The 20,942-nt window shown below is 71.8% G+C and carries 19 protein-coding genes and 1 pseudogene; 10 read left to right on the top strand and 10 right to left on the bottom strand.

Going from position 1 to position 20,942, the window contains the following annotated elements; genetic code table 11:
* The 3 genes and pseudogenes from ABGB06_RS26740 to ABGB06_RS26730 form a co-directional block, all read right to left on the bottom strand.
* Positions 1–639 (bottom strand): PH domain-containing protein, encoded by a 639-nt coding sequence (locus tag ABGB06_RS26740; RefSeq protein WP_347593852.1) that lies wholly within the window; start codon positions 637–639, stop codon positions 1–3.
* 458 nt (positions 640–1,097) lie between these two features.
* Positions 1,098–2,000: a hypothetical protein gene (locus ABGB06_RS26735; RefSeq protein WP_347593850.1), complete on the bottom strand. Its 903-nt coding sequence runs from the start codon at positions 1,998–2,000 to the stop codon at positions 1,098–1,100.
* Between the two features lie 105 nt (positions 2,001–2,105).
* A pseudogene (locus ABGB06_RS26730) lies at positions 2,106–2,591 on the bottom strand (SigE family RNA polymerase sigma factor); the annotation flags it as partial.
* 216 nt (positions 2,592–2,807) lie between these two features.
* Between ABGB06_RS26730 and deoC the strand changes: the two are divergent.
* The 3 genes from deoC to ABGB06_RS26715 all read left to right on the top strand — a co-directional run bounded on the left by deoC (position 2,808) and on the right by ABGB06_RS26715 (position 6,278).
* A complete protein-coding gene (gene deoC / locus ABGB06_RS26725; protein ID WP_347594183.1) occupies positions 2,808–3,776 on the top strand; it encodes a deoxyribose-phosphate aldolase in 969 nt (322 codons plus the stop codon).
* 89 nt (positions 3,777–3,865) lie between these two features.
* Positions 3,866–5,296 carry an aldehyde dehydrogenase family protein gene (locus tag ABGB06_RS26720; protein WP_347593848.1) on the top strand — a complete coding sequence of 477 codons (1,431 nt, stop codon included), beginning with the start codon at positions 3,866–3,868 and terminating at the stop codon, positions 5,294–5,296.
* Entirely contained in the window at positions 5,289–6,278 is a 990-nt protein-coding gene (locus ABGB06_RS26715) for an aldehyde dehydrogenase family protein (RefSeq protein WP_347593846.1), read from the top strand. The genes ABGB06_RS26720 and ABGB06_RS26715 overlap by 8 nt, the downstream gene beginning before the upstream one ends.
* A gap of 213 nt (positions 6,279–6,491) precedes the next feature.
* Here the strand turns inward: ABGB06_RS26715 and ABGB06_RS26710 are convergent, their stop codons facing one another.
* Positions 6,492–7,283: a SigE family RNA polymerase sigma factor gene (locus ABGB06_RS26710; RefSeq protein ID WP_347593844.1), complete on the bottom strand. Its 792-nt coding sequence runs from the start codon at positions 7,281–7,283 to the stop codon at positions 6,492–6,494.
* A 396-nt stretch (positions 7,284–7,679) separates the two neighbouring features.
* Here ABGB06_RS26710 and ABGB06_RS26705 point away from each other — a divergent pair, with 396 nt between their 5' ends.
* The 4 genes from ABGB06_RS26705 (at position 7,680) to ABGB06_RS26690 (ending at position 11,998) form a co-directional block, all read left to right on the top strand.
* Positions 7,680–8,357, top strand: a complete 678-nt coding sequence (locus ABGB06_RS26705; RefSeq protein WP_347593842.1) for a response regulator transcription factor — start codon at positions 7,680–7,682, stop codon at positions 8,355–8,357.
* A gap of 280 nt (positions 8,358–8,637) precedes the next feature.
* Positions 8,638–10,335, top strand: a complete 1,698-nt coding sequence (locus ABGB06_RS26700; RefSeq protein WP_347593840.1) for a HAMP domain-containing sensor histidine kinase — start codon at positions 8,638–8,640, stop codon at positions 10,333–10,335.
* A gap of 83 nt (positions 10,336–10,418) precedes the next feature.
* Positions 10,419–11,030, top strand: a complete 612-nt coding sequence (locus ABGB06_RS26695) for a hypothetical protein (protein WP_347593838.1) — start codon at positions 10,419–10,421, stop codon at positions 11,028–11,030.
* A gap of 287 nt (positions 11,031–11,317) precedes the next feature.
* On the top strand, positions 11,318–11,998 hold the full coding sequence (locus tag ABGB06_RS26690) for a VanZ family protein (protein ID WP_347593836.1): 681 nt from the start codon (positions 11,318–11,320) through the stop codon (positions 11,996–11,998).
* 139 nt (positions 11,999–12,137) lie between these two features.
* Here ABGB06_RS26690 and ABGB06_RS26685 read toward each other — a convergent pair whose 3' ends face one another.
* From ABGB06_RS26685 to ABGB06_RS26675, 3 genes are all read right to left on the bottom strand, one after another.
* Positions 12,138–12,527, bottom strand: a complete 390-nt coding sequence (locus ABGB06_RS26685) for an ATP-binding protein (protein WP_347593834.1) — start codon at positions 12,525–12,527, stop codon at positions 12,138–12,140.
* Positions 12,528–12,691: 164 nt separating this feature from the next.
* Positions 12,692–13,810 carry an adenosine deaminase gene (locus ABGB06_RS26680; protein ID WP_347593832.1) on the bottom strand — a complete coding sequence of 373 codons (1,119 nt, stop codon included), beginning with the start codon at positions 13,808–13,810 and terminating at the stop codon, positions 12,692–12,694.
* A gap of 250 nt (positions 13,811–14,060) precedes the next feature.
* A complete protein-coding gene (locus tag ABGB06_RS26675) occupies positions 14,061–14,975 on the bottom strand; it encodes a LysR family transcriptional regulator (RefSeq protein ID WP_347593829.1) in 915 nt (304 codons plus the stop codon).
* 350 nt (positions 14,976–15,325) lie between these two features.
* Here ABGB06_RS26675 and ABGB06_RS26670 point away from each other — a divergent pair, with 350 nt between their 5' ends.
* A complete protein-coding gene (locus ABGB06_RS26670) occupies positions 15,326–16,597 on the top strand; it encodes an MFS transporter (RefSeq protein ID WP_347593827.1) in 1,272 nt (423 codons plus the stop codon).
* 142 nt (positions 16,598–16,739) lie between these two features.
* On the opposite strand, the gene ABGB06_RS26665 is transcribed toward ABGB06_RS26670, so the two are convergent.
* A complete protein-coding gene (locus ABGB06_RS26665; RefSeq protein ID WP_347594181.1) occupies positions 16,740–17,888 on the bottom strand; it encodes an alkaline phosphatase PhoX in 1,149 nt (382 codons plus the stop codon).
* A 313-nt stretch (positions 17,889–18,201) separates the two neighbouring features.
* Between ABGB06_RS26665 and ABGB06_RS26660 the strand changes: the two genes are divergently transcribed.
* Positions 18,202–18,657 carry a PH domain-containing protein gene (locus ABGB06_RS26660; protein WP_347593825.1) on the top strand — a complete coding sequence of 152 codons (456 nt, stop codon included), beginning with the start codon at positions 18,202–18,204 and terminating at the stop codon, positions 18,655–18,657.
* Between the two features lie 30 nt (positions 18,658–18,687).
* Here the strand turns inward: ABGB06_RS26660 and ABGB06_RS26655 are convergent, their stop codons facing one another.
* Positions 18,688–19,521 (bottom strand): alpha/beta hydrolase, encoded by an 834-nt coding sequence (locus ABGB06_RS26655; protein WP_347593823.1) that lies wholly within the window; start codon positions 19,519–19,521, stop codon positions 18,688–18,690.
* A 234-nt stretch (positions 19,522–19,755) separates the two neighbouring features.
* Between ABGB06_RS26655 and ABGB06_RS26650 the strand changes: the two genes are divergently transcribed.
* Positions 19,756–20,676 (top strand): NAD-dependent epimerase/dehydratase family protein, encoded by a 921-nt coding sequence (locus ABGB06_RS26650; RefSeq protein ID WP_347593821.1) that lies wholly within the window; start codon positions 19,756–19,758, stop codon positions 20,674–20,676.
* Positions 20,677–20,715: 39 nt separating this feature from the next.
* Here the strand turns inward: ABGB06_RS26650 and ABGB06_RS26645 are convergent.
* On the bottom strand, positions 20,716–20,942 hold a 227-nt coding region (locus ABGB06_RS26645; protein WP_347593819.1), incomplete at its 5' end, for an HNH endonuclease signature motif containing protein.

Below are 20,942 nucleotides of genomic sequence, written 5' to 3'. Positions count from 1 at the left end.
TCAGCTGGTCAGCCAGAGCACCAGCAGGCCGGCCGCGCCGACGGCGAGGGGGGCCAGGATCTCGTACGCCCAGCGCACGCTGACCGGGCCCTGGGCGCTCTCCTGCTCGCCGTGGCGCTCGGCGAGCTCGCGGAGCTCGGAGACGGTGTCGTCCGAGGGCGCCGACTTCTCCTTCAGGTCCTGCGGGTCGGGCGACCCGCCCATGCCGGAGAGGCTGAAGATCCCGCCTCGCGGGTCCTCGCCCCGGGCCAGCCGGTCGTTGTGCCGGGTGGCCCGGTTGCGGGCGCGCAGCGAGACGGGGATGGCCCACAGCTGGTACTTCACGTCGTCGGCGCGCAACTCGACGCTGTACCGGGCATCGATGCTCTCCACCGCGCCCCAGGGCGCGACGATCGTGCGGAACGGGTTCCGCACGCGCAGCCGCTCGTCCCCGGCGAAGACGGCGGGGCGGAACGTGAAGGCGACCACCAGCGGGACCACGAACAGCAACGCGGCCAGCGCCGTCACCGGCGTGCGCCCATCCCCACGCACCAGCGCGTCGCCGCCCAGCCACCCCGCGAGGCCGAGCAACAGCACCCCCGCCACCAGCGCGGAGCCGGAGCGGTAGCAACGATCGGCGTACTTGATGGGCTCACTCATACCGCCGATTCTGCCGGACGGAGCAAGCGGCGCCCCCGCCAGTGCCCGCGGCGCCGCGCGGGCAGCGCCGTCATCCGGGTGCGAGAGGGCCGCTACTCATGCGCCGGCGTGCAACGCACCCCCGCCCGGCAGTAGAAACCGCGGCCCTTGCAGTGCCAGCAGTGATGCGCCGAGGCCACCCCGTGCGCTCGCCCCGTCGCGGGCACGTACAGCGTCTCCCGGAACTCCACGTGCTGGCCTCCGCACGCGTGACACTGTCGATGCGGCCCCGAGCAGTCGTCGTCTCCTGGATCGTCCATCCCGTCCCGTCGATCGCGCGCCACGCCGGTGGCTCTTCGTACTCACCGCCATCCGGTGAGTGAATCCCCCACCACCCTAGTCACCCCGGCACCCTCGCGAGGCGTGCGACGGCGAGGGTGCCGGGGTCGCGGCGGCCGCGCTGGCCAGGACCGCTGCGGCTACTGGTCCTGGGTGTAGGTGGGGTCCTCACGGGAGTCGTAGACGACCTCGCCGTCGGCGTCGTATCCGACGATGACGGGGTTGGCGTCGGGCTGCTCCTCGGCGATGCCGGCGGCCACGAAGTGTCCCTCCTCCACCACGGCCTCCTCCGTGACGCCCGCGTACGTCACGGTGACCCGCTCGACCTCCGGCTTGACCAGACCGAAGTCGGCCCACCGGAAGGGCACGTCCCACTCCTCGAGTATCGGCGAGTAGTGGCGCCGCGCGTTGCTGTCCGGGGAGACGGGGAGGTCGTCGTCCGAGTGCACGACGGGGCCGGACTGAATGCCGGGCCAGCCGTCCGGGCCCTCGGAGCAGACGATCCGCACGGGCTCCGCGTCGTCGCTGACGGCGAGCACCTCGCGGATCGGGCCCTCCCCGCGGTTCTCGTCGCCCTGGGCGACCCACGCGAGCAGGATCCGCATATCGTCCACGTCCACGCCCGGGTCCTCCAACGGCGACTCATCCGAGAGGCACCGCTCCAGGGTCTCGGTGGCCTGCTCCAGGGTGACGCCGTCCAGGAGCTGGCGCTCGGGGTCGGAGGGGCCCGTCGGCCCGTCCGAGCCGGTCCCGGCGGAGCTCCCCACGCCGGCCTCCGAGGAGCCGACGGCCGCCGGAGGGATGGACTCCGAGCCCCCGGGCTGGAGGCCGAAGGCGGCGACCGGCCCGGCCGCGGCGAGCACGGCGGCACCGGAGCACAACGCGATGGTGCGCCGGCGGCGGGCGACGCGCCCCTTCCTGAGGATCGTGTCGTACGGCGTGCTCTCCGCCGGGAGGCCGTCGGCGCGACCGCTGAGCAGCAGCCGCAGTTCGGCCTCCAGGGGCGAGTCCTCGGGGCCGGTCGGGTTCGTCCACGTGGTCATCGGTGAAACTCCTTGCTGGGAAGGTGAATGTTCGGCGGTCGCGAACAGCGGTCGCGAACGGGGGAAGGCGGGCCGGTCGGTGCGGCCCGTGGCGCACGGACTCGGTCAGCGGCTGGCGACCGGGAGGGCCTGGAGGACATGGCGCAGCTTGGACAGCGCCTTGGCGGCCTGGCTCTTGACCGTGCCGGTCGAGCAGCCCAGGGTCTGCGCGACCTCGGTCTCCGAGAGGTCCTCCCAGTACCGCAGCACCACCACCGCCCGCTGGCGGCGCGGCAGACCGGCCAGCGCGGCGGCGAGCAGCGCCCGCTGGTCGGCTCGCGCCATGTCGTCGGACTCCGCCGCGACGTCCGGCGGCATGTCCGTCAGGTGCTCCGCGACCCGCCGCTTACGGAAGCGGTCCCGATCGCAGTTGACGAGGATCCGGCGCACGTACGCGTCCGGGTTGTCGCTGCGCATGACCCGCGACCAGGACCGGTACGCCTTGGCGAGGGCACTCTGCGCCACGTCCTCGGCGAGATGCCGGTCGCCGGTCAGCAGGTACGCCGTGCGCACCAACCGTGACCACCGGCTGCGTACGAACCCGTGGAACTTCTTCGTCTTCGGACTTCATCTCTTGGCACCCCCTCTCACCCCTCCTAACCACCACCTCGGCCGCTCCGGTTGCCCGCCAGCCGCCTTGTCGGCCGCGTCGCCGGCCCACTCCGCCGCCCGGCCCACCCCCCTCCAGACACCCCCAGGCCAGAACGAGATACCGACGCCCCGGCGACAGGTCACTACACGCGTAGATATGCTGGTCTGGTGACCATGATGGATCTGCCTGCCCCGGCCCAGCTCGCCGACGTCACCACCTCCGACGCCGCGCTGCGCCGTTTCCTGCACGGCCTGCCCGGGGTCGACGCCGTCGGCCTGGAGGCACGGGCCGCGACGCTGGCGACCCGTTCGATCAAGACCTCCGCCAAGGCGTACGCCATCGACCTGGCGATATCCATGATCGACCTGACCACGCTGGAGGGCGCCGACACCCCGGGGAAGGTCAGGGCGCTGTGCGCGAAGGGCGCCCGCCCCGATCCGGTGGACGGCTCCGTGCCACGGGTGGCCGCCATCTGCGTCTACTCCGACCTGGTGTCGGTGGCGAAGCGGGCGCTGGCCGAACTGGGCGCGGCCGGTGTCGGGATCCGCGTGGCGTCGGTGGCGACCGCGTTCCCGGCCGGGCGCGCGGCCCGTTCGGTGAAGCTGGCCGACACCGCGGAGGCGGTCGCGGCGGGCGCCGACGAGGTGGACATGGTGATCGACCGGGGCGCGTTCCTGTCCGGCAGGTACCTGGCGGTGTTCGAGGAGATCGCCGCGGTCCGCGAGGCCTGCGGCGGCCGGGCGCACCTGAAGGTGATCCTGGAGAACGGCGAGCTGGCCACCTACGACAACATCAGGCGCGCGTCCTGGCTGGCGATGCTGGCCGGGGCCGACTTCATCAAGACCTCCACCGGCAAGGTGTCCGTCAACGCGACCCCCGCCAACACCCTGCTGATGCTCCAGGCGGTGCGCGACTTCCAGGCCGCGACGGGCCGCCAGGTGGGCGTCAAGCCGGCCGGCGGCATCCGCACCAGCAAGGACGCCGTGCGCTACCTGGTCCTGGTGAACGAGACGGCCGGTGAGGCGTGGCTGGACCCGGCGTGGTTCAGGTTCGGGGCGTCCAGCCTGCTCAACGACCTGCTGATGCAACGCCAGAAGCTCCGCACCGGCGCCTACGCGGGCGCGGACTACGTGACCGTTGACTGAGCCGAGCACACCCGTCCAGCACCGCCCCCATCCAGCACTGCCCCAACCCAGCAACCCAGCACCGAGCGAGCACAGACTGAGGCTGACACATGGCATTCGAGTACGCGCCGGCGCCCGAGTCCCGGGCGATCGTCGACATCGCGCCGTCGCACGGGCTGTTCGTCGGCGGCGAGTTCCGTGAGGCGGTGGACGGGCGGGTGTTCAAGACCGTCTCGCCCGCCTCCGAGGAGGTGCTGTCCGAGGTCGCCCAGGCCAGTGCCGAGGACGTGGACGCGGCGGTGGCGGCCGCCCGGGCCGCGTTTCCCGCCTGGTCTGGGCTGCCGGGCGCGGAACGGGCGAAGTACCTGTTCCGGATCGCCCGGCTGATCCAGGAGCGCTCGCGTGAGCTTGCGGTGCTGGAGTCGCTGGACAACGGCAAGCCGATTCGTGAGTCGCGCGACGTCGACCTGCCGCTGGTCGCCGCGCACTTCTTCTACTACGCGGGCTGGGCGGACAAGCTGCCGCACGCCGGCTTCGGTTCCGATCCGCGACCGCTGGGCGTGGCCGGGCAGGTCATCCCGTGGAACTTCCCGCTGCTCATGCTCGCCTGGAAGATCGCCCCGGCCCTGGCCACCGGCAACACGGTGGTGCTGAAGCCCGCCGAGACCACGCCGTTGACCGCGCTGCGGTTCGCCGAGATCTGCCGGCAGGCGGGCCTGCCGCCCGGGGTGGTGAACATCGTCACGGGCGACGGCGCGACGGGCGCCGCGCTGGTGGCGCATCCCGGCGTCGACAAGGTGGCGTTCACCGGTTCCACCGAGGTCGGCAAGGAGATCGCCCGGACGATCGCCGGCAGCCGCAAGCGGCTCAGCCTCGAACTGGGCGGCAAGGCGGCGAACATCGTCTTCGACGACGCGGCGCTCGACCAGGCCGTGGAGGGGATCGTCAACGGCATCTTCTTCAACCAGGGCCACGTGTGCTGCGCCGGCTCCCGGCTGCTGGTGCAGGAGTCGGTGGCCGAGGAACTGCTCGACGCGCTGCGGCGGCGGATGGCCACGTTGCGGCTCGGCGACCCGTTGGACAAGAACACCGACATCGGCGCGGTCAACTCGGCGGCCCAGCTGGCCAGGATCCGCGAGCTCGCCGAGGCGGGCGAGGCGGAGGGCGCCGAACGCTGGTCGCCGCCGTGCGCGCTGCCGACGTCCGGGTACTGGTTCGCGCCGACGCTCTTCACCGGCGTGAGCCAGGCGCACCGGATCGCCCGGGAGGAGATCTTCGGCCCCGTGCTGTCGGTGCTGACGTTCCGCACCCCGGAGGAGGCGGTGGCCAAGGCCAACAACACGCCCTACGGCCTGTCCGCCGGCATCTGGACCGAGAAGGGCTCCCGCATCCTGTGGTTGGCGGGGAAGCTGCGGGCCGGCGTGATCTGGTCCAACACGTTCAACAAGTTCGACCCCACCTCGCCGTTCGGCGGCTACCAGGAGTCCGGCTACGGTCGCGAGGGCGGCCGCCACGGACTGGAGGCGTATCTCGATGTCTGAGCTCCCGACGACCGAGCCGAAGGCTGGCCGGAAGACCGGACGGAAGGCCGAGCCGAAGGCCGACCGGAAGGCTGGCCCGAAGGCCGAGCAGGCCGGCCCGAAGGCCAAGCAGTTGGCTGAGCATTCTGACCGGCAGGCCGAGCCCGCCGCCCTCCCGGTGTTCAAGACCTACAAGTTGTTCGTCGGGGGCAAGTTCCCCCGGTCCGAGAGCGGGCGGGTGTACGAGGTGACCGACGCGCGCGGCGAGTGGCTGGCCAACGCTCCCCTCGCCTCGCGCAAGGACGCCAGGGACGCGGTGGTCGCGGCGCGCAAGGCGTTCCCCGGCTGGTCGGGCGCGACGGCGTACAACCGCGGCCAGGTGCTCTACCGCGTCGCCGAGATGCTCCAGGGCCGCCGCGAGCAGTTCCCGGCCGACGAGGTGGACGCCGCCGTCGACCGGTGGGTCTGGTACGCGGGCTGGACGGACAAGGTGGCGCAGGTCGCCGGCGGGGCGAACCCGGTCGCGGGCCCGTTCTTCAACCTCTCCACCCCCGAGCCCACCGGCGTCGTCGCGGTGCTGGCGCCCCAGCGTTCCCCGTTGCTCGGCCTGGTCTCGGCGCTGGCCCCGGTGATCGCCACCGGTAACACGGCGGTGGTCGTCGCCAGCGAGTCGGCGCCGCTGCCCGCGCTGGCCCTGGCCGAGGCGCTGGCGACGTCGGACGTGCCACCCGGCGTGGTGAACATCCTGTCCGGCCGCACGGCGGAGCTGGCTCCGCCGCTGGCCGCGCACCAGGACGTCAACGCGATCGACCTGACCGGCGCGCCCAGCGACCTGGCCGCCGAGCTGGAGGCAACGGCAGCCGACACCATCAAACGCGTCCGCCGCCCATCCCCCACCGGCGAGTCCCCCACCGGCGAGGAGGACTGGCGCGCCGACCCCGGCACCAGCCGCCTGCTCGCGTACCTGGAGACGAAGACCGTCTGGCACCCGATGGGCACGTGACGAGACGGGCTGCGAGACGGGCTGGTAGCCCGCCCCACAGGGGCACCCGAGAACACACGCACGAGTGCGCGGGGTCCCGCCGCACCCCCCGGCCGGCTGGACCCCGCGCTCCCCGCTCCCCCAGTCTCCCCCGTTTCCCCGTGTCCCCCGTTCCCCTTCCCTCGGTTCCCCCGCTCTTCCCCGTTCCCCCGTTTTCCCCCGTCCCCCGTTCTGTCAGGCGACCAACTCGCCGAAGGACTCCTCCCGGTCCCTGCCGAGGCTGAGCGCCTGGTCCTCGCGCAGCCGGCGCAGCGTGCGCCAGATGCTGCTCTTCACGGTGCCGACGCTGATGTTGAGCGTGTCGGCGATCTCGGGGTCCGTGCGGCCCTCGTAATAGCGGAGCACCAGCATCGTGCGCTGCTGCTCGGGGAGCCGCGCCAGCGCCTGCCACAGGACGGTCCGCAGCTCCGTGCCGCGCATCGTGTCCTGCTCGCCCGGCGCCTCGGGCAGCTCCTCGGTCGGGTACTCGTTCAACTTGCGCCGCCGCCACGCACTTATGTGCAGGTTTGTCATGGTACGCCGCAGATATCCGCCCAGGGCCGCCTTGTCGGCTATCCGGTCCCAGGCCCGGTATGTGGACAACAGCGCGCTCTGCAGCAGGTCCTCCGCCTCGAACCGGTCACCGGTGAGGTGGTACGCGGTGGCGTACAGGGAGGCGCGGCGCTCCTGCACGTAGGCGGTGAACTCCGCCTCCATGCCCCCCTCGCGTCGCGCTCCCCCGGCCTCCCTGTACGAGCCGCTCCCCCCGCTGTTTCCCCCGTGTCCCCCGTGGTTCCCCCCACCCTTGCTCCCGCCGTTCCCCCCGCTCACGGCGGTGAGATGCGACGGGCGCTGGTGTCCGATGCCGCGACGACCCCCAAGCCTGTTCGCGACACCGGACTTCTCCCCGCATCGAACGGGAACCACCCGGGTGTGCGAGCGCGTGGTATCGGTCGCCGTGTCGGTAGTGCCGTGCCGAGCGCTCATCCCGTCCCCCTCTGTGGAGTGATCCCGTCCGTGTCTGTGTTGGGAAATACAGTGCACGGCCAGTTTCATGACCGAGTCCCCCAACTGTCACAGCGGTGTCACAGGGACTGGCCGCCTCCTCAGGGCCGGACAGACGAACACGGTCACAGCGGCGCCACAGGGACTGACCGCCTCCTCAAGGCCGGACAGGCAAACACGGTCACAGCGGCGCCACAGGGACTGACCGCCTCCTCAAGGCCAGACAGACGAACACGGTCACAGCGGCGCCACAGGGACTGACCGCCTCCTCAAGGCCGGACAAGCAGACACGGTCGCAGCGGCGCCACAGGGATTGTGGCCGCCTTCTCAGGGCTGGACAGTCGAACTCCGGCGGGTCCATGGGCCACAATGACCGGCGTGGCATTCCTGTTGCTGATCGAGGATGACGAGGCCGTGCGCACGGCCCTGGAAATGAGCCTGACTCGCCAGGGGCACCGAGTGGTGGCCGCGGCGACGGGTGAGGACGGCCTGAAGCTGCTGCGCGAACAGCGCCCGGACCTGATCGTCCTGGACGTGATGCTGCCCGGCATCGACGGCTTCGAGGTCTGTCGCCGCATTCGGCGCACGGACCAGTTGCCGATCATTCTACTCACCGCGCGTAGCGACGACATCGACGTGGTGGTGGGGTTGGAGTCGGGCGCCGACGACTACGTCGTCAAACCCGTGCAGGGCCGGGTGCTGGACGCCCGGATCCGCGCGGTGATGCGACGTGGCGAGCGGGATGCCAACGACTCGGCGACGTTCGGCTCGATCGTCATCGACCGCGCCGCCATGACGGTGACGAAGAACGGCGCCGACCTGCAGTTGACCCCGACCGAGCTGCGCCTACTGCTGGAGTTGAGCCGCCGCCCCGGCCAGGCGCTCTCCCGGCAGCAGTTGCTGCGCCTGGTCTGGGAGCACGACTACCTGGGCGATTCCCGGCTGGTCGACGCCTGTGTGCAGCGGCTGCGCGCGAAGGTGGAGGACGTGCCCTCGTCACCCAAGCTCATCCGCACCGTGCGCGGCGTGGGGTACCGACTGGACGCGCCCTCGTGACGAACGGCGAACGACACGGAGCCACACCAGCACAACGTGACCCAGCGGAACGAAGCACGCACGGAGCCGGCACGACCCTGCCCGGCACGACCCTGCCCGGCACGACCCTGCCCGGCACGACCCTGCCCGGCACCTCCCGTGACGCCGGCATCAGCCGCGCCGTCGTCACTCTGCCGGGACCGGGTGGCGCGTTGGGGCGTGACGGAGTGTGACGGAACGTAGTGAGTCAAGTACCGGTGAGTCAAGTCGCGGTGAGTCAACGAGTGACCGCAGGCGCAGGGTGCCTTTCCGGCTCCGGGGCGCGCCGCGGCTGACGAGCCTGCGCCTACGGCTGGTGACGGTGTTCGCGCTGGTGGCCCTCGTCGCCGCGGTGTCCGTGGCGGGCATCGCGTACTGGCTGAACCGGGACGCCGTGCTCACCCGTGCGCAGAACGCGGCGCTCGACGACTTCCGCACCTCCCTGGGCGAGCGAGCCAGCTCACTGTCGGAGAACCCGACCTGCGACGAGCTGCGCCGGATGGCCGCCGGCATGAGCAACCTCACGCAGAAGTACCAGGTGGTGCTGACCAACGAGGGCGACGCCGGCGACGAGCCGGTCTGCACCGCGGCGTCCGACCCCTCGCAGTTCACCATGGGCATGGTTCCGGACTCGCTGGTGAACGCGGTGCGCGACCGGCGTGACGACGGCGACCAGGACGCTCCGTACCACCTCTACTGGCAGCGGATCACGGTCGAGGGCAACCCGTACCTGGTGGCCGGCTCCCGGGTGCTCGACGACGGCCCGACCGGCTACATGCTGGCCCCGTTGGCCGCCGAGCGCGACGACCTCAACTCGCTCGCCTGGTCGCTGGGCATCGCCACCGCGCTGGCCGTGATCGGCTCCGTGCTGCTGGCCCAGGCCGCCGCGACGACCGTGCTGCGGCCGGTGCAACGGCTCAACGGCGCCGCGCGACGGCTCAGCGAGGGCAAGCTGGACACCCGCCTCCCGGTGCGCGGCGCCGACGAGCTGGCCGAGCTGACCCGCACGTTCAACAGCGCCGCCGAGTCGTTGGAGCGACGGGTGCAGGAGCTCAGTGGCCGCGAGGAGGCCAGCCGGCGCTTCGTGGCCGACATGTCCCACGAACTGCGCACCCCGATGACCGCGATCACCGCGGTGACCGAGGTGCTGGAGGACGAGGTCGACAACCTCGACCCGATGATCGCCCCCGCGGTGCAACTGGTGGTCAGCGAGACACGCCGGCTGAACGTGCTCGTCGAGAACCTCATGGAGGTCACCCGCTTCGACGCCGGCACGGCCCGGATGGTGCTGGACGACGTGGACATCGCGGACCAGGTGACGCACTGCATCGACGACCGCGCCTGGCTCGACGCGGTCGAGGTGTCGGCGGAACGCGGCATCATATTCAGGGTCGATCCGCGGCGGCTCGACGTGATCCTGGCCAACCTGATCGGCAACGCCCTCAAGCACGGCGGCTCGCCGGTGCGGGTCGCGGTGCGCGAGGAGGAACGTGAGGGCCAGCAGGAGTTGGTGATCGAGATCGCCGACCAGGGCCCCGGCATCCCGGAGAACGTGCTGCCGCACGTCTTCGACCGGTTCTACAAGGCGAGCGCCTCCCGGCCGCGCTCCGAGGGCAGCGGCCTCGGCCTGTCGATCGCCCAGGAGAACGCCCACCTGCACGGCGGCGAGATCAGCGCCCACAACTCACCCGACGGCGGCGCGGTGTTCACCCTGCGCCTGCCGCGCGAGGCCCAACCACCCGAGGACGCCGAGGGCGAGAACGGCGACGGGGGCAACGGCGGCGACAGCGACAATGGCGGCAACGACGGGGCCGGCGGCGGGAGCACCGGCACGGGCCGGAACGCCGGGTCCGCCCCGGACTCCGCCGACAGGTCGCCGGCTCAGGCGCTGACTCAGACGCAGGCCCCGACCCAGACGCAGGCCCAGGCGCAGGCCCAGACGCAGGAGGAGGTCTCGTGAGCGGAGGGCTCGTGAGCGGGGGCCTCGTGGGCGCGGGTTGCATACCTCGCTCCCTCGGCGGTTGGCTACGGACCCGCCGGCTGGTGACCGCGCTGGCGCTGGGGACGCTGGTCGCCGGCGTCGCCGGGTGCGGCATCAGGTCGACGGAGGTCCCCGTGGACGGCGGCCCCGCCCCCACCCGAGCGAGCTGCGACGCGCCGGCGGCGCACAACGGCACCGAGGTCTACCTCGTCTGCGGCTCGCAGGTCGAGTCGGTGGTCCGCGCCGTCGACCTGCCGCCGGGCAAGGACGGGCCGGTCGAGGTGGCCAACGAACTGCTCCTCGAGCTGAAGTCCAACCCGGCGGAGGAGGAGCAGGCCGCCGGGTTCCGCACCGAGGTGCCGGCCAACCTGTGGGTGACCGGAGGCGCGGGCGACTCGGAGAGCCCGGTGATCCGGCTCAGCCAGGGCCCCGGCCAACTGCCGGTCTCCGCGCTGGTCCAGATCATCTGCACGTTCGCCCGCAACGAGGTACTCGGCAACGGGCACTCCGTGATGCTCAGCGGCCCGCCCGCGTCCCCGAGTTCCACCCCCAAGACGTACCTGTGCAGCGCCACCGTGCGCGAGAGCCCCGAGGCAGCCAGCCACGAGCCCGCCGACGACGAGAATCCCTCCGGCGAGCCCGTCACGGACGAGACCCCCACCGGCGAGGACTAACCGGCGAGGACTACCAGCCCGGGCCTGCCCGGTCGGGCCCAACCAGGGCGTGCTCCCGCGTTGATCCCGCGCCTCTCCCGGGCGCACGCGACGTTCGGGGGAGCCCGCGGAGGTGAGACGGGTCACCTGACCTACTGACGGGGAACCGCGCGCGCGAAGGGCGCGTCCTGGATTCCGTGCAGCAACATCCCGCGGGCTCGTTCGGGCCCAACCGGCCGGCGAACGAAGAGCGCGGGCCCAGCGGCGGCGAGAGCGTCCCTCCCCGAGTCAGGCTCGGAGCCCTGGTCGTGCTCTCCGCCTTTCTGCTGCTGGTCGGCTGGCAGTCGTTGCGACCGCTCGCCGTCCTGTGGGTATCGCCGGCGAACCTGGAACCGTTGGAAACGATCCGCGCCGACATCGACCGCGGCCCCGAGGCCGCCCTGCGCACCATCGGCGCCGGGATGCTGCGCCTCTCCCCGCTGGGGCTGCTGCTGCCGCTGGTGGCCCGGCGGCTCGGCGGTGGGCGCTTCACCTCGCTGGTGCACACGATCGCGGCCGGGGCGATGGTCGCGCTGGTCATCGAGTGGTCGCAGTCCCTGGTGCCCAGCCGGGTCGCCGACGTGGACTCGATCATCCTCAACACCGCCGGGATCGCCGTCACCCACCAGCTGTGCTACGGCCGCCTGCGCACGTTGACGCTGCACAAGGGAGGCAACGGCGGCCGGCGCACCATCCACCGCCAGGACTCCCACCCGGCCACGCCAGCGCGGCAGCCCGCACAGCAACCCTCCCAGCAACCCACTCAGCGGCCGTCCCACGGCCGAGCGCACCACCCGGCGCACCATTCGGCCGAGACCGCCACAGGCACCGCCCCGGACCCCGCCGAACCACCAGCCCACGAGTCACCAGCGCACGAGGCTCCCGCGCACAAGTCAGCGCACAACAGGGCCGCGCCTCGCGGTGTGCGAGGCGCGGCCCTGTCGCGGTGACGCGGGAGCCGCCCGTCCGGCCAGGCGCAGCCATCCAGCTGGCCAACCATCCAGCCGCCGAGCGTTCGAATCCGTCAGAACACGCGTCTGTCTGAGCGCACTGTCTGCCAGAACGTGTGTCTGTCAGAACACGCGCCCGTCAGAGCGGGAGGCCCTGGACCGGCAGGCCGTTGTTGAGCGCGGAGCTTCCCACCGGCAGGCCGCCCAGCAGGTCGCCCGTCGTGGTGCTGAGGTCGCCACTGGTGGACGGGATCTGGCCGGCCGTGGCGGACTGGGTGCCGGCCAGCGTGTCGTCGGTCAGGGGCAGCTTCGCCTCGCCGGTGAGCACCCGGCGGCCGGCGTCGACCACCTCGCCGCTCTCGCCCGGCAGTTCGTTCGCGGCCTCCTCCAGCGGCAGCGTGCTGACCAGCTCGCCGGCGGTCTCGTGCACACCGTCGGTGATGGCGGCGGACGCGGTGCCCGCGGCGGTAACTGCGATGGCGGCCCCGAGGGCGGCGGCGCCGAGCGACTTCACGGTTGCCTGCTTCATCTGTGCATACGTCCTTGTGTGGGGTTTCAGCGGCGAAGTGACCGTAGCCGCGGCGTCGCGGGCGTCGCAATGAATCGAAATGCGCGGCGCCGCCCGTAACCCGACCAACCACACCCCAGGCCCCGCTCGCCGCGCACGGCCGCTCCGGTCGGCGTCGTCGCTGGTCAGGACGTCGCGTCAGCGGATGTTGGGAACAGCCATTCGGAGCGCAGCCTCGCGTACCCGGGTTTGATCACGTCGTTGATCATCGCCAGACGTTCATCAAAAGGAATGAATGCCGATTTCAGCGCATTGACCGTGAACCACTGAAGGTCGTCGAGGGTGTAGTCGAACGTCCGCACCAGATGGGCGAATTCCGCGCTCATACTGGTGCCGCTCATCAGCCGGTTGTCGGTGTTGACCGTGGCCCGGAAACGCAGGCGGCGCAGCAGCCCGATGGGATGCTCGGCGTACGAGGGGGCGGCGCCGGTCTGGAGGTTGGAGGTCGGGCAGAGCTCCAGGGGCACCCGCTTGTCCCGGACGTACGCGGCGAGCCGCCCGAGCCGGACCGCGCCGTCCTCGGCGACCTCGATGTCGTCGATGATCCGCACCCCGTGGCCCAGCCGATCGGCGCCGCACCACTGGAGCGCCTGCCAGATGGACGGCAGGCCGAACGCCTCGCCGGCGTGGATGGTGAAGTGGTTGTTCTCCCGCTTCAGGAACTCGAAGGCGTCCAGGTGCCGGGTGGGCGGGAAGCCCGCCTCGGCGCCGGCGATGTCGAAGCCGACGACGCCGTGGTCCCGGTAACGGTTGGCGAGCTCGGCGATCTCCAGGGCGCGGGCGGCGTGCCGCATGGCCGTGAGCAGCGCGCCGACCCGGATCCGGCGGCCGGACTCGGCGGCTAGGCGCTCACCCTCCCGGAAGCCCTCGTTGACGGCCTCGACGACCTCGGCCAGGTCGAGCCCGCGGGTCAGGTGCTGCTCGGGCGCGTACCGCACCTCGGCGTACACCACGCCGTCCTCTGCGAGGTCGAGGACGCACTCCGCGGCGACCCTGACCAGCGCCTCCCGGGTCTGCATGACGGCGCAGGTGTGGCTGAAGGTCTCCAGGTACCGTTCGAGCGAGCCGGAGTCAGCGGCGGCCCGGAACCAGGCGCCCAGCCGTTCGGGGTCGGTCTCGGGCAGCGCGTCGTAGCCCTGTTCGGCGGCCAGCTCCACGATGGTCGCCGGGCGCAGGCCACCGTCGAGATGGTCGTGCAGCAGCGCCTTGGGCGCACGCCGGATCTGGTCCAACGTCGGCGGCACGGGCCCGGGCGGCAGCGGCGTGGACGGCGGCGCAGTGGACGGTGGCGCAGTGGACGGTGGCGCGTCGGACTGTGCGCTGGTGGGCTGTGTGCTGGATGGTGGTGTCGACGGAAGGGCGCTCTCGGTCACCCCAGCACTGTAGCCCCTACGCGCGTAGATCGTGCGCGGAACCTGACGCGCCCGCGACGCGAGGCGCAGCAGTCGGAGGTCGTAACACGCCGGGCGCGCAGCAGCCGGGGTTGCGCGCGGTTCAGACCCTGGCCACGACGCGGGCGCGGCCTCGGCCACCGAGCAGGAAGCGTTTGAAGTCCGCGACCGGCCGGCTGTCCGGGTGGCCCGCCAGCCAGGCCACGCCGATCTCGCGAACCGCGCGCGGCGCGGACACCGCGAGGTCGGTCACGCCGGGCCGCGGCACGGTGGGCGGCGGCAGCAGCGCCACGCCGAACCCGGCCGCCACCAGACCGCGGAGCGTCTCGGGCTCCTGCCCCTCGAAGGCGATACGCGGCCGGAAGCCGGCCTCCTCGCACAGTTCGGCGGTCAACCGCCGGAGACCGTAGCCGGGTTCGAGGGTGACGAAGGCGTCGTCCGCCGCCTCGTCGAGCCGCACCCGACGGCGCCCGGCGAGGCGGTGCCCGTCCGGCACGGCGAGGAACAGCCGCTGTTCGCCGAGTCGCCGGGTCACCAGGTCGGGGGCGTCGGGGATGGGCGAGGTCAGGCAGAGGTCGAGCTCGCCCTGCCGCATCCGCTCGATCATGTCCTCGCCGTAGCTCTGCACCAGCGCGAACCGCACCCGGGGATGGTCGGTGCGGAACTCCCTGATCAGCTCGGGCACCGTCTCCGGGCCCATGGTGTGCAGGAACCCGAAGGCGACCTTGCCGGCGGCCGGGTCGGCGTCCGCGCGCACCGCCTCGGCGGCGCGCTCCACATCGCCGAGCGCGCGTTCCACGGAACGGGCGAAGGCGCGGCCCGCCGGCGTCAGGGACACGGTCCTGCCGTGCCGGGCCAGCAGCGTCACGCCCAGGTCCGCCTCCAGGCGCGCCATGGCCCGACTGAGCGTGGGCTGCGGCACCCCCAGATCCTGGGCGGCCTGGGTCACATGCTCGCGCCGGGCAACAGCGGCGAACTGCGCGAGCCGCGGCGTGAGCAACGACGCCCACGAATCCACCGAGACATCCGCAACAACAGACCGGGAGGCACCCCCGCCCGCCGTACCCGGGTTACCCGCCGTGTCCGGTGTTACCGACCGGGAGGCACCCCCGCCCGCCGTACCCGGGTTACCCGCCGTGTCCGGTGTTACCGACCGGGAGGCACCCCCGACGCCCGTACCCGGGTTACCCGCCGTGCCCGCCGTGTCCGGTGCGTCTGGCGTACCCGGTGTGCCCGGTGTTACCGAGTTGTCTCTTTCGTTGCCCGGAGATGACATGCCGCGCTCCTAGCTGGGGTCATGCATGAGCGTATCGTTTTCCGCCTTCTCATGTATTGGACGCATGATTTGCGTCGGCCTAGGTTGGGGGCATGCCCAGCGATACCAGCGCGGCTCACACCACCCAGCGGGCCGCCGCCTCCCGATTCCGTCCTCCGTTCCGCGTCACCTCGCGGAACCACGCCCGGATCAACCTCGCGCTCTTCGCCCTCGGCCTCGCGACGTTCGCAATGCTCTTCGCCACCCAGGCGCTGCTGCCCGACATCGCCACCAGTTACGCCGTGAACCCGGGCCAGGCCAGTTGGACGGTCAGCGCGGCCACCATCGGGCTGGCCGTTGCCGTGGTGCCGCTGAGCACGCTCTCCGAGCGGTTCGGCCGCCGCCGGCTGATGACCGGCTCGGTCGCCGTCGCCGTGGTGCTGGCCCTCCTGCTGCCGCTCGCGCCCGACCTGGGCACGTTGATCGCGCTGCGCGCTCTGCAGGGCGCCGCCATCGCCGGAATCCCGGCATCCGCCGTGGCCTACCTGTCGGAGGAACTGCCGAAGCGGGCGACCGTCGGCGCGGTCGGCCTCTTCATCGCGGGCAACAGCGTCGGCGGGATGTCCGGCCGGGTACTCACCGGCTGGGTCGCCGAGGGCTTCGGCTGGCGGGCCGCACTGGCCGCGGTCGCCGGGATGGCGCTACTCGGCGCGGTGGCGTACCGGCTGCTGCTGCCGCCGGCGCGGAACTTCACCCCGGCCTCGTTGCGCCCCCGGGTCGCGCTGCGCACCGTCGGCGATCACCTCGCGCGGCCGCTGCTGCTGCGGCTGTACCTGATCGGCCTGCTGCTGATGGCGGCGTTCAGCGCGGTCTACACGGTGATCGGCTTCCGGCTGGTGGACGAGCCGTTCGACCTGTCGGCGGGCCTGGTCGGCTCGGTCTTCGTGATCTACCTGGTCGGCACCGGCTCCTCGTCGGTGAGCGGCCCGCTGGTGGACCGGCTGGGGCGACGCGGCGCGCTGTACGCGTCGATCGTCACGGTCACCGCTGGGCTGCTGCTGAGCCTGGTCGACCACCTGGCGCTGGTGCTGCTCGCGCTGGTGCTCATCACGGCCGGCTTCTTCGCCGGGCACGCGGTGGCGTCCGGCTCGGTGAGCCGCGCGGCCACCCACGGCCGCGCCCAGGCCTCGGCGCTCTACCAGGTGGCGTACTACCTGGGCGCCAGCCTTGGTGGCACCGCCGGTGCGGCGATCTTCCACCAGGCGGGCTGGTCGGGCCTCGTCGCGTTCGCCCTGACGGCCCTCGCGGCGACCGCGGCCATCACGGTCTACGCCACCGCCCGAGCCCGCCAACTAGACCGCCGCGCCCTCGCCACGGCGGCGTAGCCAGCCTGGCCAACCCACAGACCGGTCCGCCGCGCCCTCGCCACGGCGGCGTAGCCAGCCGCAGGTAGTGCGGTCCACGAACCGGCCCGGGCGCTCGCCGCGCCCGGGCCGGCCGTCTTCCCGCTGTCTGTCTTCGCCCTGGCTAGCTACGGAACGGGCCGGTGACCTCGTAGGTGATGCCGCCGCCGCTGGAGCCGCTGGTGCCGCGCTGGGAGGAGAAGTAGAGCCGGTTTCCCGCCGGGTTGAACGCGGGTCCGCAGATCTCCGAGGAACTCTGCCCGGTGATCCGCAGGAACGGCGCCACCACGTCGTCCGGCGTGATCACGCAGATCTCCATGTTCCCGCCGTCCTCGGCCACGTAGAGGTCGCCGGCCGGGGCGCCGGTGATGTTGTCCACGCCGCTCAGCGGCGGGTCGTCGGTGAGGCCGTCGTCGTAGGCCAGGGCGAGGGTGTTCGCGTTCGCGTCGTAGGCCCAGACCCGGTTGTCGCCCTTGGTGGTGAAGAAGCAGGTGCCGTTGCGGTAGTAGCAGCCCTCGCCGCCGTTGAAGCGGCGGGCGCCCGACACCTGGTCGCGGGTCTGCTCGCCGCCGGATGCGCCCGGGTCGGGCACGTCCGCCCAGGACAGCGCGCCGCCGGACTCGACCAGCACCTGGAGTGTGCCCGCGGAGAGGTCGCCCCAGGTGGCGGGCACGAAACGGTAGAACGCGCCGCTCGACTCGTCCTCCGTCAGGTACACCACCTCGCGGTCCGGATCGCAGGCCGCGGCCTCGTGCTTGAAGCGGCCCATGGCGTCCCGCCGCTCCGCCGCGTTCACCCCGTACGGGTCGGTCTCGAAGACGTAGCCGCGGGTGGTCTCCTCGCAGGAGAGCCAGGTGTTCCAGGGGGTGGCGCCGCCGGCGCAGTTGCTCGTGGTGCCGGCGAGCACCCGGTAGGCGTCGGTCACGGCGCCCGAGCCGTCGAACCGGACCGCGGTCACCCCGCCGGAACCGCCTCCGAGTTCGGCGTTGGAGACGTAGATCCAGCCGGACTCGGCCGTGAAGCAGGCGCCGCCGTCCGGCGCGCCATGCCAGACCTGGCCGGTGCCGGCCACGGTCTGACCGGAGCGGGCGATCACCCTGCTGGTGAACCCGGAGGGCAGCATGATGCCGTTGGCGTCGGCGGCTTGGAGCGGTCCGTAGGGGCTCGTTCCGGTCTGCGCCGGATAGGCGAACGACTCCCGGGTCATGGTGAACCCGAAGGCCACCGTTCCCGTCCCGACGACCGCACTGCGGAGAAGGGTGCGACGGTCCAACTCGTGGGTCACCTCATCCGTTGTTCTCTGGGCTGGTTTCTCTGGGCTGGGTTTCTCTGGGCTGGCGAGTCTGGCTCGGCGAGCGTAGGGCCCGGCCGTCGCCGTGCTCAGACCCTGCGCGGTGAACTCCTCACGACGAGCCGCGGAAACGCCGACGAACACCCACCGATCTCGGCGCCGGGACCGGCACACCCGCCCCGGTCCGATCATCCGAACGAACGGTGAGCGGCCCGCACCCGGCGTGACCCGCCCACCGCCCACGACGAACGACGTCTGGGACCCGTCCCGCTCCGTCGTTCTACGATCACTCTCCATGACGAAAGAGTCGGAATTCCGGACCTACTGCCCGGCCTCCGGACTGAGGAGCGCCGGCGCGCCGGTGGTGATTCCCTTCACCGTGCTCCCGCTCATGGCCGCGACGAGGGTCTCGATGGCGATGCTGCTGTTGACGGCCGTGGTCCTCGGTGGCGTGATGGCGCTGTGCTACGTGGCTCTCCGGCGGGCCGGAACCACCACCCACCGTGACCACATCGAGTTGCGCTCGCCCTTCAGCGTTCGGCGAGTGGCCTGGAGCGACGTGCAGGCCATCGAGATCAGGGACTACAAGCTGATGGGTCAGATCGCCAGGGTTCGCGACGCCTCGGGCCGCTGGCTCACCCTGCCGCACGTCAACTCGAACAGCGTGCCCTCGTTGCCGGAGGAGGTACGGGCACTACGCGAACTGTGGGAGCGACTCCGCGGCCCCGACTGGGCACCGGGCCAGCACTGAGGCTCGTCCCTCCGGATGACTCGCCGGATCTCAGTCCAGGCCGTGGAGGAACGCGAGCAGTGCCGCGAGGAGTTCGGCCGGGGCGTCTTCCTGGACGAGGTGTCCGGCGCCGGGGATGAGCCGGAGTTGGGCGCCGGGGATGCGGGCGGCGAGTTCGCGGCCCCTTTCCGTCGGAATCCAGGTGTCGTCCGTGCCCCAGCAGACCAGGACGGGGATGTCGATCGTGGCGTAGCGGTCCTGGATCTCGTCCGTGTACCGCTGGTCGGCCTGCGCGATCTGCCGATAGAACGCCGCCTGGCCGACCTCGTCGAGCCACGGTTCGACGAGCCGGTCGAGGGTCGCCGGGTGGAGTCCGGGACTGCTCGCGGAGCTCACGTACTCGCGCACCAACGCGCGGTGCAGCGCGGGGGGCAGTTGACCGAACACCGCCGAGTTCTCGGCGACCAGACGGAAGAACGGGGATCCCCATGGCGCCACCGCGACCGGATCGACCACGGCGAGCTGGCGATACCGGGCCCCGTGCAGCAGATGCGCGCGCAGTGCGACGGCGCCCCCGAAGTCGTGGGCGATCACGGTCGGCTCCACGAGCCCCCAGTGCGCGAGGAGTTCGGCGAAGGTCCCGCCCTGGGCGGCCAGGGAGACGTCCTGCCCCTGGGCCTTCTCCGATGCGCCGTAACCGGGCATGTCCCACACGAACACCTGGTGGTGGTGCGCGAGTGAACGGGCGATGCCGCGCCAGACGTAGGAGGAGAACGGCGTTCCGTGCAGCAACACGACCGGATCCGCGTCCGGCTCTCCGAAGCGGTCCCACCGGACCCGCCCGGAGGCGCTGTCATAGCTCCTACTCAACTCCCAGTCGGTCAAGACTGAACGCCTCCGATCGCAGGATGATCAGGCTCGGTCGTCCCGGCATGTTAGCAAGGACACCTCCCTCCATCAGGTGATAAGCACGGCACCCGCGCGCCCGTTGGGCCGATGGCGCACACACGTGCTAGGCATGAGTGATTGACCGGCGCATGCAACGATTTGGGTCATCGACTCAGCTCCGACAAGTCCGGTACCAACGAACCAGTTCCAACGATCCAGGGAGTCGGCTCCATGAAGGTCTTCGTCACGGGTGCCACCGGTTACATCGGCGGTTCGGTCGCGGTGCGGCTGGTGGAGGCGGGTCACGAGGTGAGCGGACTGACCCGGAGCCCGGAGAAGGGCGAGGCGCTGTCCCGGCTCGGCATCGAACCGGTCGTGGGCACCCTGGACGACGCCCCGCTCCTCGCCGACGGGGCACACCGCGCCGACGCCGTGGTCAACGCCGCCGACAGCGACCACCGCGGCGCGGTGGAGGCCCTGATTCTCGCCCTGAACGGATCCGGCAAGCGCCTGCTGCACTCCAGCGGCTCCAGCATCGTCGGCGACGACGCGCGCGGCGACTCACTCTCCGAGCGGGTGTTCACCGAGGACGATCTGGACCCGGACGCATCGTGGGAGCCCGCCCCGGACAAGGCGGCCAGGGTGGCCATCGACCGTGTGGTCCGTTCCGCGTCCCAGAAGGCCGGCATCCAGTCGACGGTGATCTGCAACACCCTGGTCTACGGCCACGGGCGTGGGCCCGGCCGGGACAGCGTGCAGATCCCGGCCCTGGTGCGCCAGGCCCGGGCCAGCGGCGTCACCCGGCACGTTGGCGCGGGCCGGAACGTCTGGTCCACGGTCCACATCGACGACGTGGCCGACCTGTACCTCCGGGCCCTGGAGGACGCCCCTGCCGGCTCCTTCTACTTCGCCGAGAACGGCGAGGCGTCGTTCTCGGACATCACGGCCGCCATCGCCCGGGCCCTGGGCCAGGCCGAACCGCAGCCGTGGGACGTCGAGTCGGCGATCCGGGAGTGGGGCTACGAGCCCGCCGTCTTCGCCCTCGGCTCCAACAGCCGCGTCCGCTCCACCCGGGCCCGCCAGGACCTGGGCTGGGCACCCGCGCACGACTCCGTGCTCGACTGGATCGACTCGGGCCTGACGGCGGAGTGATCAGCCTGGGTGATCAGGCCGGGTGATCAGGCTGGTTGGTCAGGCGGCGTAGGTGTGTGGGTCTCGGCTGTAGTGGTGGCCGGTGGGGGCGGTCCAGGTGATCTGGTCGGTGGTGGTGTCCCGTTCAACCGACCACGGGGTCTGGTGCTTGACCCGGTGGTGGCGTCGGCACAGGGCCATCAGGTTGTCCGGTTCGGTGGGACCGCCGGCGTCCGGGTCCTGGTGGTTGAAGGGCTGGATGTGGTCGATGTCGCAGCGGTGGGCCG

The sequence above is a fragment of the Streptomyces sp. B6B3 genome, from assembly GCF_039871525.1.
Lineage (GTDB): Bacteria > Actinomycetota > Actinomycetes > Streptomycetales > Streptomycetaceae > Streptomyces.
The sequence above is the reverse complement of the archived record's forward strand: the minus strand, read 5'-3'. Positions and strand labels throughout refer to the sequence as shown.